This window comes from Pseudomonas sp. P116 (genome assembly GCF_020149425.1).
Taxonomy (GTDB): domain Bacteria; phylum Pseudomonadota; class Gammaproteobacteria; order Pseudomonadales; family Pseudomonadaceae; genus Aquipseudomonas; species Aquipseudomonas anatoliensis.
This window is the reverse complement of record NZ_JACVHB010000005.1, coordinates 1-15,784: the sequence shown is the minus strand read 5'-3', so window position 1 is coordinate 15,784 and position 15,784 is coordinate 1. Positions and strand designations below refer to the sequence as shown.

Here is a 15,784-nt window from a genome sequence, read left to right as displayed (position 1 = left end):
GCGCCGCGCCGTAGTCAGTAGCTCATTCGAATCTTTGGCAAAAAAGGCCCGCCATGCTCTCAATCCTCAAGCAAGAAAGCTTTCTGCTGCTGGCCCTGCTCGCCGCAGTCGTCGCTTATCCGTTGGAACACTGGATGCTGCACAGCGGCCAGATCGTCGCGCTGACTGCCGGTCTGGTGCTGATCGCGTTCATCGTCGCCGCTTCGATGCGCGTCGCCCATCACGCCGAATTGCTCGCCGAAAAGGTCGGCGACCCATACGGCACGATGATCCTCACGCTGGCCGCCGTGCTGGTGGAAGTGGTGATTCTGGCGATCATGATGAGCAACGAAGCGTCGCCCACGCTGGTGCGCGACACGATTTATTCGGCAGTAATGCTCGACATCAACGGCATCCTCGGCCTGGCAGCGCTGATGGGCGGGATCAAGCATGGCGAGCAGTCCTACAACGACGATTCGGCGCGCAGCTACAGCGTGATGATCCTCACCGCGATGGGCGTGTCGATGGTGGTGCCGGAGTTCATTCCCGAGGCCAACTGGAAGATATATTCGGCGTTCACCATCGGTGCAATGGTGGTGCTTTACGCGCTGTTTTTGCGCATGCAGGTCGGCCCGCACAGTTACTTTTTCAGCTACAGCTACCCGGACAAACGTCGCAAGAAAGAACCGCAGGACGCGCAGGCGAAAGCACCGGGCATCGGCCTGTCGATCGGCATTCTGGTGTTCGGCATTGTGGTGATCGGCGCATTGGCCGAGGTGATGTCCAAGACCCTCGATCTGGGCCTGGAAGGGACGGGCGCTCCTCCAGTGATCACGGCGATTCTGGTGGCGGCGATTTCGGCGGCGCCGGAGATTTTGACCGCGTTGCGTGCGGCGCTGGCCAATCGCATGCAGTCGGTGGTCAATATTGCGATGGGTGCGTCACTGTCGACGGTGATCCTCACCGTGCCGGTGATGGAAGCGATGGCGCTGTATACCGGTCAGCCATTTCAGATGGCAATGACCCCGGTGCAGACGGTGATGATCTTTCTCACATTGATCGTCAGCGCGATCAATCTCAATGACGGCGAGACCAATGCTATTGAAGGCATGACGCACTTTGTGTTGTTTGCGACCTTCATCATGCTGTCCCTGCTGGGCCTTTAAGCCCGCCACACCCCCCCCTGTAGGAGCTGCCGCAGGCTGCGATCTTTTGATCTCGTTTTTCAAAACACAATCAAAAGATCGCAGCCTGCGGCAGCTCCTACAGGGGATCGCGGTGAATCAGGTGCCGGCGATCAACTGGCGAGCAGCCTGGCTGTGATCGGCGATCAGGCCTTTCAGATCCAGCCCTTCGACCTGGCCATCAACCACGCGCCACTTGCCGCCAATCATCACCCGATCCGCCCGGTCTGCGCCGCACAGCAGCAGCGCCGAAATCGGATCGTGGCTGCCAGAGAAGCGCAGTTCATCGAGCTTGAACAACGCCAGATCCGCCTGTTTGCCCACCGCCAGTTCACCAATGTCGGTACGACCCAACAGACTCGCCGAGCCCTTGGTCGCCCAGCCCAGCACGCGCTCCGGGGTGATCTTCTCGGCGCCGTAACGCAGGCGCTGGATGTACAGCGCCTGACGCGCTTCGAGGATCATGTTCGATGCATCGTTGGACGCCGAGCCATCCACGCCCAGACCGAACAGCGCACCGGCGTCGGTCAAATCAATGCTTGGGCAAATGCCCGAGGCCAGACGCATGTTCGAGCTTGGGCAATGACAGATGCCAGTGCCGGCCTGACCGAGGCGGGCGATTTCGTCCGGGTTGAAGTGGATGCCGTGGGCCAGCCAGGTGCGCGGGCCGAGCCAGCCGACGCTGTCCAGATAATCCACGGTGCGCAGGCCGAAACGCTGCAGGCAGAAATCCTCTTCGTCGAGGGTTTCGGCCAGGTGCGTGTGCAGGCGCACGTCGAGTTTGTTCGCCAGTTCGGCGCTGGCCGACATGATTTCCGGCGTCACCGAAAAAGGCGAGCACGGTGCCAGAGCGATCTGGATTTGCGCACCGTCGCCACGCTCGTGGTACTCGTGGATCAGGCGCTGACTGTCGTCGAGAATCACCTGGCCTTCCTGCACGGTCTGCTGCGGCGGCAGGCCGCCGTCCTTCTCGCCGAGGCTCATCGAGCCACGGGTGAGCATGGCGCGCATGCCCAGTTCTCGCACGGTTTCGACTTGCACGTCGATGGCGTTTTCCAGACCGTCCGGAAACAGATAATGATGGTCGGCAGCGGTGGTGCAACCCGACAGCAGCAACTCGGCCAACGCGACTTTGGTGGCGAGGGCGAGTTTTTCCGGCGTCAGCCGTGCCCACACCGGGTACAGGGTTTTCAGCCACGGGAACAACGGCTGATTGACCACCGGCGCCCAGGCGCGTGTCAGGGTTTGATAGAAGTGATGGTGGGTGTTGATCAGGCCCGGCAGGATCACATGCTCGCGAGCATCGAACACTTCATTGCACGGCGCTGACGGCTGTTGACCGGCAGCAAGCACTTCGACGATCACGCCGTCTTGCAGCACCAGACCGCCACGGGCATCGAGCTCGTTGGAGGTGAAAATGGCGAGGGGGTTTTTTAACCAGGTACGGGTCGCAGGCATTGTCGCCGGCTCCTCTGAAAGTGGGTTCAGGGTTGCCAGCTCAGTGTTGTCCTGTCTGCTGATCCAGGTTCGCCGCGACGGACGAGGTGCGCAGTTTCAAACAAATCGTTGCGCCGGGCAAGCCCCACCCGACAGGACAACATCACCAAAATACACAACCCCTGTAGGAGCTGCCGAAGGCTCGGGCCGCGATCGGACGATCTTTTGATCTTAAAAAAATCAAAAGATCGCAGCCTTCGGCAGCTCCTACAGGGGATCATCAATTACCAGGGAATTGTTTCACCCTTGTAGTTGATAAAGTGATGTCCGCCCTTGCCGGTAAACGCATTCACCTGATCAATCAGACCGCGTGTGCTGGTGTCCACATCAAGGTCAGCCCCTTCACCGCCCATGTCGGTCTTCACCCAACCCGGATGCAGCGACAGTACGGTCAGTTTTTGCTCGCCCAATTGCGTGACAAAACTGTTGGTCATCGAGTTCAGCGCAGCCTTGCTCGCCTTGTACAGCGCCAGTTCCGGCGCATCCGGCATGGTCACGCTGCCGAGTACCGAACTCATGAACGCCAGCACGCCGCTGCCATCGCGGATCTGTCCGGCAAAGCGTTGCGCCAGATTGATCGGCGCCACCGCGTTGGTGAAAAACAGCTGACCGACTTCCGCCAGGGTCGCGCCGCCCGGGGTCTGTACGGCCGGGCCTTTGACCCCGGCATTGACGAACAGCAGGTCGAAAGTTTCGCCCTTCAACTGTTGGTTCAAGGCGATCACCGCCTGCTGGTCATCCATGTCGAGCTTCTCGATCCGCACGTTGCCCAGCGCTTGCAGCGCCTCGGCGTTCGAGGGATTGCGCACGGTGGCGGTCACTTGCCAGCCGTCGCCCAGCAGGGTCTTCACCAACCCGAGGCCCAAGCCTCGGGAGGCGCCGATGATCAGTGCGTTTTTTGCCTGGGACATGATGGGTTCCTTGAAAGTCAAAGTTCAGGATTCAATGGACACGCCTGACCGAGCCGTAGTTGCAACTCATGCCGTAGCGCGTCGAGTTCGCTCATGCGGGTTTCAATCAGTAGCAGCTTGTCGCGCAGCAATTGCGCCACAGCGTTTTTCGGATCGGGCGCGTTCCACAGTGCGGCAACGCTGTCGCCGATCTCGCCGAGGGTAAAACCCAGGCGCTGCGCCGTCTTGATGTAGAGCACCAGTTGCAGCATTTCCGGCGGGTAGTCGCGATAACCATTGGCACTGCGTTGCGCCGCGATCAATCCGCGTTGCTCATAGAAACGCAGCGTGTCGCGACTGACTGCGCTGGCCTGTGCCAATTCACCGATGCGCATTTGTGATGCTCTGAAGAGGGCTTGACCCTGGAGCATACTCCAGGCTTTAACGTGGTTGCTCCTCAAATTTCTGGAGCATGGACGATGTGGACTTCAACACAATATCGAAACGTGGTGCGCGGCAGCGCCTGGTACGACCTGATCGTCACGGCGGCGTTTGTGACGCCGTGGAGTTTTGCTTTTTTGCATGGGGTTTTGGCGGCGCTGAGTCAGACGATGGATTTGCCGGGTGAGTTGCCGGCGTTCGCGCCGATGCACATGTTGATGGCGAATATGTTGGGTTCGGTGGTTTGTGTGTGGGCGGTGCTGCGGATTCGTGATCCGCAGGCGCTTTATGGACGTTATGACGCGGTGGCGCGGTTTCTGTTTGCGGCTTGGCAGGGGTATGCCCTGGTCCATGGCGCCAGTTCGATTTTGCTGATTTTCCTCGTCTTCGAACTGGCGTGGGGCATCGCTCAGGTGTTGCCTGTTCGGGCCCCATCGCTGGCAAGCCAGCTCCCACAGGTTCCGGTGGTGTAATCCAGAACGCATTCACACCCGAGATCCCTGTGGGAGCTGGCTTGCCAGCGATGAGGCCCGTGAAATCACCACATTAATGCCCCGCCTGCCAAGGCTGCCCCAACGACACCGGCGCATACAACCGTGTGCGCAGCGCATCGCGCGACAACAACACCAGCACCACAATCGTCGCCACGTACGGCAGCATCGCCAGAAGACTAGACGGAATCGCCAGCCCCAACCCCTGCGCCACCAGGTGCAGGATGCTGGCGAGGCCGAACAGATAGGCGCCCAGCAACAACCGCCACACCCGCCAACTGGCAAACACCACCAGCGCCAAGGCAATCCAGCCACGCCCGGCCGTCATGTTTTCCGCCCACATCGGCGTATACGCCAGCGACAGATACGCCCCGGCCAGCCCGGCCATCGCGCCGCCGAAAAGCACCGCCAGGGTGCGCACGGTCAACACCGGCAAGCCCATCGCACTGGCCGCATCCGGGTTTTCGCCGACCGCTTGAATGATCAGCCCGACACGGCTTTTGATGATCACCCACGCCACCAGCGCAAACAGCGCAAACGACAGATACACCAGCAGATCCTGCGCGAACAGCATCCGCCCGATCAGTGGAATTTCACTCAGATACGGAATCGCCAACGGCTCGAATCCAGCCAATGGTTTGCCGACCCACGCCGCGCCCACGAAAGTCGACAGCCCCACGCCAAAAATCGTCAGGGCCAAGCCGGTCGCCACCTGATTGGCGTTGAACACCAGCGCCACCAAAGCAAACAGCGACGACAGCAACATCCCGGCGAGCATCGCCAGCAATACGCCGAGCCACAGGTTGCCGCTATTGAGCGCGACGATAAAACCGATCACCGCACCAAACAGCATCATCCCTTCCTGCCCAAGGTTGAGCACGCCGCTCTTCTCGCAGATCAGTTCACCCAGCGCCACCAACAGCAGCGGCGTGCCGCAACGCACCATCGCGAAGAAAATATTGCTCAGCAGATCGATATCCATCACAGCGCTCCGGCGGTTACGGTGGGGGTCTGTGTGCGCCGTGCCCAGCGCAGATTCAGGCGTGGTCGATAGAGAATCAGCACATCACTGGCGAGCAGGAAAAACAGCATCATTCCCTGAAACAGTTGCGTGATCGCTTGCGGCAGATTGAGGCTCATCTGCGCGTTCTCGCCACCGATGTACAGCAGCGCCATCAGCAAACTTGCGAACAGAATTCCGATGGGGTTGAGCCGCCCGAGAAACGCCACGGTGATCGCCGCGTAGCCATAACCCGGTGACACTTGCGGCACCAATTGGCCGATCGGGCCGGTGACTTCGCAGACCCCGGCAAGCCCCGCCAACCCGCCGCTGATCAACAGGGCAAGCCAGATCAAACGCTTCTCGCGAAAGCCAACGAACCCTGCCGCACGCTTGTCGAGCCCGAGCACTTTGATCTGGAAACCGATAAAACTCTTCTGCAACAACACCCACACCGCGACCAGCGCGAGCAGGGCGAAATACACCCCGGCATGCACGCGGCCATCCTCCAGCAACAGCGGCAAACGGCTGGCGTCGCCGAACATTGCCGACTCGGGAAAATTGAAACCGGCGGGATCCTTCAGCGGCCCATGTACGCAGAACAGCAGCAAGTTCAGCGCGATGTAATTGAGCATGATGCTGGTGAGGATTTCGTTGGCGTTGAAACGTGTGCGCAGCCATGCGGTGAGCCCCGCCCATGCGGCACCGGCGAGGGTGCCGGTCAGCAGAATCAGCACCAGCGCCCAACGGCTTTGCATGTCGATGATGTTGACCGCCAAGGCACTGCCGGCGAGTGCGCCCAGCAGCAATTGACCTTCGGCGCCGATGTTCCAGATTCGCGCTTGGTAGGCCACCGCCAGTCCCTGCGCGCAGAGCAGAATCGGCAGGGCTTTGACCAGTAATTCCGAAACGCCGTACAAGTCGCTGACCGGCGCGATCAGCAGCGTGTGCAAGGTTTGCAGCGGATCATGACCGAGGGCGATGAACAGCAGCGAACCGCAGCCGAGCGTCAGCGCCGCCGCCAACAGCGGTGAGCACCAGAGCATCAGGCGTGATTGCTGGCCACGGGGTTCGAGGGAAAGCAGCATGTTTGAAACTCCGTTAAACCGTGGCGTGTTGTTGAGGGGCATCGAACTGACCGGCCATCCATCCGCCGACGTCGCTCAGTTGCGTGTCCGTGGTGTTTTGCAGCGCCGACAGCTTGCCGCCACACAAGGCGCCGAGGCGGTCGCTGATCTGGAACAGTTCATCGAGGTCTTCGGAAATCACCAGAATCGCCGCGCCGGCGTCGCGCAAGGCGATCAACGCGCGGTGGATGGTCGCGGCGGCGCCGACGTCGACGCCCCAGGTCGGGTGCGCGGCGATCAGCAGTTTTGGTTGCTGGAGGATTTCCCGGCCGAGGATGAATTTCTGCAGATTGCCGCCGGACAGGCTGCGGGCGGCGGTTTGCGTATTCGGCGTTTTTACCCCGAAGCGCTGAATGATTTGCTGGGCGAGGGCATCGACTTTGCCTCGTTCTATCAAACCGTTGCTCACCAACCCTTGTTGAAAGGCTGTCAGCAGCGCGTTGTCGGCCAGACTCAGCTCCGGCACCGCACCATGGCCGAGACGCTCGGCCGGGACGAAAGCCAGACCGAGTTTGCGTCGTGCATCGGGGCGTAAATCAGCAACGGCCTGATGACCGAAACGAATCTTTTCGACTTCGGCCCGTGGCAGCGTTTGCTCGCCACTGAGCAGGGCAAGCAGTTCATCCTGGCCATTGCCCGCGACTCCGGCGATGCCAACGATTTCACCGCTGCGCACCTGCAAGTCGATACCTGTCAGTGAGCAGCCAAACGGGTCCGGGTTATGCCAGCTCAAACCGCTGACCTGCAAAAACACCGCGCCACCGCTGGCCTTTGGATAGTCGCCAATCAACGCCGCCGCTTCGCCCACCATCATCTGCGCCAACTGTTGATCCGAGCATTCGGCCGGTACGCAATGCCCGGCTACCCGCCCGCCGCGCAAGACCGTGGCGCTGTGGCACAAGGCGCGAACCTCACCGAGCTTGTGGCTGATAAACAAAATGCTGCAACCCTCGGCGGCGAGACGGCGCAGGGTGATGAACAAATCGTCGGCCTCCTGCGGCGTCAGCACTGAAGTCGGTTCGTCGAGGATCAGCAGCCGGATGTCCTGCATCAGGCAGCGAATGATTTCCACCCGTTGCCGCTCGCCGATCGACAGGCTGTGGACAAGTCGCTCAGGCTCCAGCGCCATGCCGTAGCGCCGCGAGACTTCGCGAATCTTTGGCTCAAGCTGTTTCGGTGTGCCCGCTGCCGCACCCATTGCCAAGGCAATGTTCTGCGCCACGGTCAGAGTTTCGAACAGCGAGAAATGTTGGAAGACCATGCCGATCCCCAGCTGTCGCGCCTGGGCCGGATTGCGCATGTTCACGCGCTGTCCTTGCCAGAGCATCTCGCCCGCGTCGGCCTGAGTGACGCCGTAGATGATCTTCATCAGCGTGCTTTTGCCTGCGCCGTTTTCACCGAGCAGCGCATGGATTTCACCGGGCGCAATGCTCAGATCAATGGCGTCATTGGCCAGACATCCGGGGTAGCGTTTGCTGATATGGCGCAGTTGCAGGCGCGGGACAGGAGGGGCGATGGGCATGACAGGCTCGACTTGCTTGAAGTTATGCCTGTGGATAAAGCAATTTCCTGGCCATTGAGTCAGGAAGTCCGCCACGCATCGCCTCCCAGCATTTGGTGCAGAGCTGGCGAGGTCAAATCCCGATGATGCCAAGCACCAATTGAGAGCAAAGCTGATGATCAGGCTCCAGTTTTGCTCGTCGGTAATTGATCAAAAAACGAGCAAACCCATTGGAGCTATACAGCATCGGCGACTGCGACAGCCATGAACGGGTTATCCACAGGTTGTTCCACAGTTATTGTGCGCAAGCTGAAATCCCGGGCATAAGCACCGCGGTGCTTTCTTCTAATGGTGATAAACCAAGATAACTGATTGTTTTTGCGTGGGATTTGCATTTGGTCGGGGGAATTGAACGAAAAGTGAACAAATCGCGCAAAGCCGCATGACAGAAGGGTTACAGCGGGATGTGCTCAGGTTATCCACAGCCGGGTGCACAGCCGATGTGGGCAAGTCCGGGTAATAACGGAAAAGGGTGATGCCCTAAAAGATCGCAGCCTTCGGCAGCTCCTACAGGGGAATGCGTTTCAAGTGTAGGAGCTGCGGAACGCTCGGGCCGCGATCGGACGATCTTTTGATCTTTTATCGTTGAAGCAAAATCCGCCCACGACTCAAATCGGCTAGCTGCGTTTGCAAGACCTCGATCTGCGCTTCCCCCACAGCTAACTTCAACTCAACGCCGTTTGCCGTGAAGTTTTCTTCGACAATCAACCCACCCAGATCCGCTACCCGCAACTTCACCAGCGCCAACTCGGCAAAACCACAGGCACAACTCAACGGCACGCGGCTGATCAACTCGACTTTCGCCGCCGTTTGCAGGCACTTGTTCGCTCCGCCGCCATAGGCCCGGGCCAATCCCCCCGTGCCGAGTTGAATGCCGCCGTACCAGCGGATCACCAGCACCGCGACCTGATCGCAATCCTGCGCTTCAATCGCCGCCAGTATCGGTCGCCCGGCCGTGCCGCCCGGTTCGCCGTCGTCATTGCTGCGATATTGATCGCCGAGTTTCCACGCCCAGCAATTGTGCGAGGCGTTCAAGTCGCTGTGCTGTTCGAAGAACGCCTGCGCGTCAGCGGGGCTGCTGATCGGTGCAGCGAAAGTGATAAAGCGGCTTTTGCGAATCTCTTCGCGGTACTCGCAAAAACCGCTGAGGGTGAAAGGCATAAACGTCTTATAGAGAAGGAGTGAGGCCGCAGCCTTTGAGAATGATGCGGATCAGGTTGTTGCCGGCGTCTTCCATGTCCTGCTTGGTCAACTTGCTGCGCCCGCTGACGCGGCAGATCTGCGTGGCGAAGTCGGCGTAATGCTGGGTGCTGCCCCACAACAGGAAGATCAGGTGCACCGGATCCACCGGGTCCATTTTGCCGGCATCGATCCACGCCTGAAACACCGCCGCGCGGCCCTGGAACCAAGCGCGGTAATCCTGGTTGAAATATTCGCTCAGACATTCGCCGCCACTGATCACTTCCATCGCAAAGATTCGCGAGGCTTGTGGCTGGCGACGGGAGAATTCCATTTTGGCGCGGATGTAACGGGTCAGCGCTTCAGCCGGATCGTCTTCGGCGGTGAGAGTGTTGAAGGTGCTGTCCCACAACTCGATGATGTTGCTCAGCACCGCTACGTACAGCCCCAACTTGTTGGTGAAGTAGTAATGCAGGTTCGCCTTGGGCAACCCGGCATTCTGCGCGATGGTGTTCATGCTGGTGCCTTTGTACCCGTGACGGGCGAACTCGTCTTCGGCGGCTTTGAGAATGGTCTCTTCGTTCTTCTGACGAATGCGGCTGGCGGGCTTGCCGCCGTGAGCGGGGACTTCAAAGGTCATAGGCACTTCCGGGTTTGTCTGTGGGTGCAACCAGTTGCGTTGATAGCGCACCCACACGTATCCGACAAGTCCTGAAACGATAAAACCGTTACGCCTGTTCGATCTTGTTCAGCGGCGCATGTACTTCAGTGGGGGCTGGTTTTGCTTCCGGCAGCAGCAGACAAAGGATGATTGCCGTCAGCCCGCCGCTGGTAATCGCCGAGTCGAACAGGTTTTGCACCAGTTTCGGTAGCAGGTGCAGCAGGTTCGGTTGCGCGGCGATGCCCAGGCCGACGCCGAACGACGTGGCGATGATCAGCACGCTGCGCCGATCCAGCGGCGATTGCGCGAGGATGCGCACGCCGGCAGCGGCGACGGCACCGAACATCACCAGAGTGGCGCCGCCGAGTACTGGTTTAGGGATCTGTTGCAGCACGGCACCGATCATTGGAAACAGGCCGAGACAAAACAGAATCGCGCCGATGTATAGGCCAACGTAACGGCTGGCAACGCCGGTCAACTGGATCACGCCGTTGTTCTGCGCAAACGTGGTGTTGGGGAAGGCGCTGAACGTTGCGGCGATCATGCAGCTCACGCCATCACCCAGCACCCCACCGCGCAAGCGGCTTATATAAGAAGGGCCGCTGATGGGTTGGCGGGCGAGCATGCAATTGGCGGTGAGGTCACCGACGGTTTCGATGGTGCTGATCAGATAGATCAGCGCGACCGGCAGGAACGCGGTCCAGTCAAAACTGAATCCGAACTTGAACGGTGTAGGAAAACTCACCAGCGGCAAGTCAGGCAAAGGCTGCGGGACCAGTTTCCCACTGAACCACGCCGCCAGGCTGCCGAGCACCAAGCCGATGATGATTGCCGACAACCGCACCCAAGGCGTGTTCGAGCGGTTGAGCAAAATGATCGTCAGCAACACGAATACGCCCAGCGCCAGATTGCCCGGCGCGCCAAAGTCCGGGGCATTGAAGCCTCCGCCGAGATCGGTGATGCCGACCTTGATCAGGCTGATGCCGATCAGCGTGATGACAATCCCGGTTACCAACGGCGTGACCACCCTGCGCAATTGACCAATGAAACGGCTGAGCACGATCTGCACAATCGCGCCGAAAAAACACACGCCAAAGATCATCGCCAGAATGTCTTCCGGACTGCCGCCGCGCTGCTTGACCAGAAACCCGGCCGACAGCACCGCGCCGAGAAAGGCGAAACTGGTGCCTTGCAGGCAGATCATCCCTGCGCCAATCCCGAACGGGCGGCGTGCCTGAATAAACGTGCCGACCCCGGACACCATCAGCGCCATGCTGATCAGGTAAGGCAAATGCGCGGTCAGCCCGAGCGCCGAGCCGATCACCAGCGGCGGGGTGATGATGCCGACGAAACTGGCGAGCACGTGTTGCAGGGCGGCAAGGGTCGCGGCCAGCGGTTTGGGGCGGTCGTTGAGGCCGTAGATCAAGTCGCTGGACGGTTCAGAATCTGGCTGCATGGCGTTGGGCTTCTTGTTGAAGGATCGGGATTGATCCTGCTTTGCAAAAAGCTGTCCACTTGCTCAGGTTATTGGTTAATTTTGTCTCTAGGGCCTAACGTGGCTGGGTGTTTGTTGGTTTTCAACGTGTTGCCGCCAGACTATCCAGAAAGCTTTCCAGCACCAAATGAGGGCGCCGGCCCTTGCGCGTGACCGATGCCAGACTCAAATCATAAAAACGTGTATTAGCCTTGAGTGCGCGTAAACGCCCTTGCTGTACCCAAAGGCTGGCGTAATGATCCGGCAGATAACCAATGTAGCGCCCGGTCAGAATCAGAAACGCCATGCCCTCACGGTCGGAAGCGCTGGCAGTGCAGTTGAGCGCTTGATAGTGCGCCTGGATTTCCGCCGGCAAACGAAACGTCGGGGCAATGGCGTCCTGACTATTTAGGCGCTCGTCATCGAGTTGTTTGTCATCGACATAAAACAGTGGATGACCGACCGCGCAATAAAGCAGTGAGCGCTCGCTGTACAACGGTTGATATTCCAACCCGGAAAGCGCGCTGGCCTGCGGCACCACGCCGACATGCAGGCGACCGTCCAGCACGCCTTGTTCGACTTCATTCGGCGCAATCATGCGGATCTGGATTTGCACATCCGGCCCGCGCTCCTTCAATTGGGCGAGGGCGTGAGTGATGCGCATGTGGGGCAGGGTGACCAGATTATCGGTCAGGCCGATGATCAGTTCGCCACGCAAGTGTTGGTGCAGGCCATTGACCTCGGTGCGAAAACTTTCCAGCGCACTCAATAGCTGCAGGGCTGATTGATAGACCTCGCGACCTTCTTCGGTCAGCGAGAATCCAGCGCGGCCACGCTGACATAAACGTAAACCGAGGCGTTGCTCCAGATCGCTCATCTGCTGGCTGATTGCCGAGCGCCCGATGCCGAGCACGGTTTCCGCTGCCGAGAAGCCGCCGGATTCCACCACGCTGCGAAAGATCCGCAGCAGGCGAATATCAAAGTCACTGACCTGGGCCAGCGGATCGGGACGGCGGCTGCTCATGTTTAATCGCTCAAAGTTTAGTGATGCTCTAACTGAAGGTTAGAAGAGTTGGATTTCACCGACTTTATCCGCGTGGCAATTTAGCTGCAACAACGACTTTTATCTCCCTGAAGCTTAAGCCCTGCGAGGTTTTGCCCGATGAACATGCCCGAAAACGCTCCGTCGCCACTGGCCAGCCAATTGAAGCTGGACGCGCACTGGATGCCGTACACCGCCAACCGTAACTTCCAGCGCGATCCGCGACTGATCGTTGGTGCCGAAGGCAGTTGGCTCATCGATGACAAAGGCCGCAAGGTGTACGACTCGCTGTCGGGGCTGTGGACCTGCGGCGCTGGGCACACCCGCAAGGAAATTCAGGAAGCAGTCTCCAAACAGTTGGGCACCCTCGATTACTCGCCGGGTTTCCAGTACGGCCATCCGTTGTCCTTTCAACTGGCCGAAAAAATCACTGACCTGACCCCAGGCAACCTGAACCATGTGTTCTTCACCGACTCCGGCTCCGAGTGCGCCGACACCGCGGTGAAAATGGTCCGTGCCTACTGGCGTCTGAAAGGTCAGGCGACCAAAACCAAAATGATCGGCCGTGCCCGTGGTTATCACGGTGTGAACATCGCCGGTACCAGCCTCGGCGGCGTCAACGGCAACCGCAAGCTGTTCGGTCAGTCGATGATGGACGTCGATCACCTGCCGCACACGCTGCTGGCGAGCAATGCGTTCTCTCGTGGGATGCCGGAACAGGGCGGTATCGCCCTGGCCGACGAGTTGCTGAAGCTGATCGAACTGCACGACGCGTCGAACATCGCCGCGGTGTTCGTTGAGCCGATGGCCGGTTCCGCAGGTGTGTTGGTGCCGCCGCAGGGTTACCTGAAGCGTCTGCGCGAGATTTGTGATCAGCACAACATCCTGCTGGTATTCGACGAAGTGATCACCGGTTTCGGCCGCACCGGTTCGATGTTTGGTGCCGACAGCTTTGGCGTCACCCCGGACCTGATGTGCATCGCCAAGCAGATCACCAACGGCGCGATCCCGATGGGCGCGGTGATTGCAAGTTCCGAGATCTATCAGACCTTCATGAACCAGGCGACCCCGGAATACGCCGTGGAATTCCCGCACGGCTACACCTACTCGGCGCACCCGGTGGCGTGCGCTGCTGGCCTGGCATCGCTGGATCTGCTGCAAAAGGAAAACCTGGTGCAAAGCGTTGCCGAAGTCGCCCCGCATTTCGAAAATGCGTTGCACGGTCTGAAAGGTTCGAAGAACGTCATCGACATCCGCAACTACGGCCTGGCCGGTGCGATTCAGATTGCCGGTCGTGATGGCGATGCCATCGTGCGTCCATTCGAAGCGGGCATGGCCCTGTGGAAAGCCGGGTTCTACGTGCGCTTCGGCGGCGACACCCTGCAGTTCGGCCCGACCTTCAACAGCAAGCCGCAAGACCTCGATCGTCTGTTCGACGCGGTCGGCGAAGTGCTGAACAAGCTCGACTGATTTTTCCTTCTATATATACCTACAAACGGCGGGTGCCCCTCGTGGGCATCCGCGGACAAGAATTCAGGAGTTTTCGATGAGCGTTATCCCGCATTTGATCAATGGTGAACTGGTGACCGAGAACGGTCGCGCGGTTGATGTATTCAACCCGGCTACCGGCCAGGCGATCCACAAGCTGCCACTGGCCACCCGCGAGACCATCCAGAAAGCCATTGATGCCGCCAAGGCTGCGTTCCCGGCTTGGCGCAATACGCCGCCGGCCAAACGTGCCCAGGTGATGTTCCGCTTCAAGCAACTGCTGGAGCAGAATGAAGCGCGCATCTCGCAATTGATCAGCGAAGAACACGGCAAGACCCTGGAAGACGCTGCCGGTGAACTGAAGCGCGGTATCGAGAACGTCGAGTTCGCCTGCGCCGCCCCGGAAATCCTTAAGGGCGAGTACAGCCGCAACGTCGGCCCGAACATCGACGCATGGTCGGACTTCCAACCGCTGGGCATTGTTGCCGGTATCACGCCGTTCAACTTCCCGGCCATGGTGCCGCTGTGGATGTACCCACTGGCGATCGTCTGCGGCAACTGCTTCATCCTCAAACCGTCCGAGCGTGATCCGAGCTCCACGCTGCTGATCGCTCAGCTGCTGCTGGAAGCGGGTCTGCCGAAAGGCGTAATGAGCGTGGTGCACGGTGACAAGACCGCGGTAGACGCGCTGATCGAAGCGCCGGAAGTCAAAGCGCTGAGCTTCGTCGGTTCGACGCCGATTGCGGAATACATCTACGCCGAAGGCACCAAGCGCGGCAAACGCGTTCAGGCACTGGGCGGCGCGAAGAATCATGCGGTGCTGATGCCGGATGCAGATCTGGACAACGCGGTCAGCGCACTGATGGGCGCGGCTTACGGTTCCTGCGGTGAGCGTTGCATGGCGATTTCGGTAGCCGTGTGTGTGGGCGATCAAGTGGCGGATGCGCTGGTGGCCAAACTGGTTCCACAGATCAAGGCGCTGAAAATCGGTGCCGGCACTTCCTGCGGTCTGGACATGGGGCCGCTGGTTACCGGTCAGGCTCGCGACAAAGTCAGCGGTTATGTGGATGACGGCGTGGCGGCGGGCGCGACTCTGGTGGTCGACGGTCGTGGTCTGAGCGTGGCGGGCCATGAAGAAGGCTTCTTCTTGGGTGGCTGCCTGTTCGACAACGTCACCCCTGAGATGCGCATCTATAAAGAAGAGATCTTCGGTCCGGTGCTGTGCGTTGTTCGCGTCAACAGCCTGGAAGAGGCTATGCAACTGATCAACGATCACGAATACGGTAATGGCACCTGCATCTTCACCCGTGATGGTGAAGCGGCGCGTCTGTTCTGTGATGAGATTGAAGTCGGCATGGTTGGCGTCAACGTTCCTCTGCCTGTGCCGGTTGCTTATCACAGCTTCGGTGGCTGGAAGCGTTCGCTGTTCGGCGACCTGCATGCTTACGGCCCGGATGGCGTGCGCTTCTATACCCGTCGCAAGGCGATCACTCAGCGCTGGCCGCAGCGTGCGAGCCATGAGGCTTCGCAGTTCGCATTCCCTAGCTTATAAATAGAAGGGCGTGCAGAAGGCCGACCTTTTAAGGTCGGCCTTTGCGTTTTCGGGCTTTTTTGACTGATATGACAGAATTATGAAAATAGCGGTTGACGGCAGATTCCAGACGTCTATAATTCGCCCCACTTCCGGCGCAGTCGAAACGGAAAACTCCTTGAGATTCAATGAGTTAAGTAGGTTTCGAGAGCGGGTCGCTTCAGTTCATCGAAGCCTGG

At 59.5% G+C, this 15,784-nt stretch carries 14 protein-coding genes; 4 read left to right on the top strand and 10 right to left on the bottom strand.

Features of this window, described 5'->3' with window-relative positions; genetic code table 11:
- The first annotated feature begins 53 nt into the window (after positions 1 to 53).
- Positions 54 to 1,145: a calcium:proton antiporter gene (locus tag ICA15_RS17540; protein ID WP_210554183.1), complete on the top strand. Its 1,092-nt coding sequence runs from the start codon at positions 54 to 56 to the stop codon at positions 1,143 to 1,145.
- 117 nt (positions 1,146 to 1,262) lie between these two features.
- Here ICA15_RS17540 and ICA15_RS17535 read toward each other — a convergent pair whose 3' ends face one another.
- The 3 genes from ICA15_RS17535 to ICA15_RS17525 form a co-directional block, all read right to left on the bottom strand.
- A complete protein-coding gene (locus ICA15_RS17535) occupies positions 1,263 to 2,621 on the bottom strand; it encodes an 8-oxoguanine deaminase (protein WP_115145867.1) in 1,359 nt (452 codons plus the stop codon).
- Between the two features lie 263 nt (positions 2,622 to 2,884).
- Complete coding sequence (locus ICA15_RS17530; RefSeq protein WP_210554182.1) at positions 2,885 to 3,571, bottom strand: SDR family oxidoreductase; 687 nt, start codon at positions 3,569 to 3,571, stop codon at positions 2,885 to 2,887.
- 17 nt (positions 3,572 to 3,588) lie between these two features.
- On the bottom strand, positions 3,589 to 3,945 hold the full coding sequence (locus ICA15_RS17525) for a MerR family transcriptional regulator (RefSeq protein ID WP_210554181.1): 357 nt from the start codon (positions 3,943 to 3,945) through the stop codon (positions 3,589 to 3,591).
- Positions 3,946 to 4,029: 84 nt separating this feature from the next.
- Here ICA15_RS17525 and ICA15_RS17520 point away from each other — a divergent pair, with 84 nt between their 5' ends.
- The gene (locus ICA15_RS17520; RefSeq protein WP_210554180.1) at positions 4,030 to 4,464 is read left to right on the top strand and encodes a hypothetical protein; all 435 of its coding nucleotides are present in this window, start codon (positions 4,030 to 4,032) and stop codon (positions 4,462 to 4,464) included.
- A 73-nt stretch (positions 4,465 to 4,537) separates the two neighbouring features.
- Here the strand turns inward: ICA15_RS17520 and ICA15_RS17515 are convergent, their stop codons facing one another.
- The 7 genes from ICA15_RS17515 to ICA15_RS17485 all read right to left on the bottom strand — a co-directional run bounded on the left by ICA15_RS17515 (position 4,538) and on the right by ICA15_RS17485 (position 12,508).
- Positions 4,538 to 5,464, bottom strand: coding sequence for an ABC transporter permease (locus ICA15_RS17515; RefSeq protein ID WP_210554179.1), 927 nt, complete (start codon positions 5,462 to 5,464; stop codon positions 4,538 to 4,540).
- Positions 5,464 to 6,570, bottom strand: coding sequence for an ABC transporter permease (locus ICA15_RS17510; protein WP_210554178.1), 1,107 nt, complete (start codon positions 6,568 to 6,570; stop codon positions 5,464 to 5,466). The genes ICA15_RS17515 and ICA15_RS17510 overlap by 1 nt, the downstream gene beginning before the upstream one ends.
- A gap of 13 nt (positions 6,571 to 6,583) precedes the next feature.
- Entirely contained in the window at positions 6,584 to 8,131 is a 1,548-nt protein-coding gene (locus ICA15_RS17505) for an ABC transporter ATP-binding protein (RefSeq protein ID WP_210554177.1), read from the bottom strand.
- Positions 8,132 to 8,749: 618 nt separating this feature from the next.
- Positions 8,750 to 9,331, bottom strand: coding sequence for an IMPACT family protein (locus ICA15_RS17500; RefSeq protein ID WP_150617872.1), 582 nt, complete (start codon positions 9,329 to 9,331; stop codon positions 8,750 to 8,752).
- 7 nt (positions 9,332 to 9,338) lie between these two features.
- On the bottom strand, positions 9,339 to 9,989 hold the full coding sequence (locus tag ICA15_RS17495; protein ID WP_150617871.1) for a TetR/AcrR family transcriptional regulator: 651 nt from the start codon (positions 9,987 to 9,989) through the stop codon (positions 9,339 to 9,341).
- An 88-nt stretch (positions 9,990 to 10,077) separates the two neighbouring features.
- Positions 10,078 to 11,466: a uracil-xanthine permease family protein gene (locus tag ICA15_RS17490; RefSeq protein ID WP_210554176.1), complete on the bottom strand. Its 1,389-nt coding sequence runs from the start codon at positions 11,464 to 11,466 to the stop codon at positions 10,078 to 10,080.
- A 121-nt stretch (positions 11,467 to 11,587) separates the two neighbouring features.
- Complete coding sequence (locus tag ICA15_RS17485) at positions 11,588 to 12,508, bottom strand: LysR family transcriptional regulator (protein WP_210554175.1); 921 nt, start codon at positions 12,506 to 12,508, stop codon at positions 11,588 to 11,590.
- 138 nt (positions 12,509 to 12,646) lie between these two features.
- Between ICA15_RS17485 and ICA15_RS17480 the strand changes: the two genes are divergently transcribed.
- Together ICA15_RS17480 and ICA15_RS17475 are read left to right on the top strand one after the other, a co-directional pair.
- Positions 12,647 to 13,996, top strand: a complete 1,350-nt coding sequence (locus ICA15_RS17480) for an aspartate aminotransferase family protein (RefSeq protein ID WP_150617868.1) — start codon at positions 12,647 to 12,649, stop codon at positions 13,994 to 13,996.
- Between the two features lie 76 nt (positions 13,997 to 14,072).
- Positions 14,073 to 15,566 carry a CoA-acylating methylmalonate-semialdehyde dehydrogenase gene (locus ICA15_RS17475; protein ID WP_150617867.1) on the top strand — a complete coding sequence of 498 codons (1,494 nt, stop codon included), beginning with the start codon at positions 14,073 to 14,075 and terminating at the stop codon, positions 15,564 to 15,566.
- Positions 15,567 to 15,784 lie beyond the last annotated feature (218 nt).

Bases quoted from the DNA above. Each gene is read 5' to 3' on its own strand.
- ICA15_RS17490 (WP_210554176.1), bottom strand. From the start codon at position 11,466: ATGCAGCCAGATTCTGAACCGTCCAGCGACTTGATCTACGGCCTCAAC.
- ICA15_RS17510 (WP_210554178.1), bottom strand. From the start codon at position 6,570: ATGCTGCTTTCCCTCGAACCCCGTGGCCAGCAATCACGCCTGATGCTC.
- ICA15_RS17485 (WP_210554175.1), bottom strand. From the start codon at position 12,508: ATGAGCAGCCGCCGTCCCGATCCGCTGGCCCAGGTCAGTGACTTTGAT.
- ICA15_RS17535 (WP_115145867.1), bottom strand. From the start codon at position 2,621: ATGCCTGCGACCCGTACCTGGTTAAAAAACCCCCTCGCCATTTTCACC.
- ICA15_RS17480 (WP_150617868.1), top strand. From the start codon at position 12,647: ATGAACATGCCCGAAAACGCTCCGTCGCCACTGGCCAGCCAATTGAAG.
- ICA15_RS17540 (WP_210554183.1), top strand. From the start codon at position 54: ATGCTCTCAATCCTCAAGCAAGAAAGCTTTCTGCTGCTGGCCCTGCTC.
- ICA15_RS17530 (WP_210554182.1), bottom strand. From the start codon at position 3,571: ATGTCCCAGGCAAAAAACGCACTGATCATCGGCGCCTCCCGAGGCTTG.
- ICA15_RS17500 (WP_150617872.1), bottom strand. From the start codon at position 9,331: ATGCCTTTCACCCTCAGCGGTTTTTGCGAGTACCGCGAAGAGATTCGC.
- ICA15_RS17495 (WP_150617871.1), bottom strand. From the start codon at position 9,989: ATGACCTTTGAAGTCCCCGCTCACGGCGGCAAGCCCGCCAGCCGCATT.
- ICA15_RS17475 (WP_150617867.1), top strand. From the start codon at position 14,073: ATGAGCGTTATCCCGCATTTGATCAATGGTGAACTGGTGACCGAGAAC.
- ICA15_RS17525 (WP_210554181.1), bottom strand. From the start codon at position 3,945: ATGCGCATCGGTGAATTGGCACAGGCCAGCGCAGTCAGTCGCGACACG.
- ICA15_RS17515 (WP_210554179.1), bottom strand. From the start codon at position 5,464: ATGGATATCGATCTGCTGAGCAATATTTTCTTCGCGATGGTGCGTTGC.
- ICA15_RS17520 (WP_210554180.1), top strand. From the start codon at position 4,030: ATGTGGACTTCAACACAATATCGAAACGTGGTGCGCGGCAGCGCCTGG.
- ICA15_RS17505 (WP_210554177.1), bottom strand. From the start codon at position 8,131: ATGCCCATCGCCCCTCCTGTCCCGCGCCTGCAACTGCGCCATATCAGC.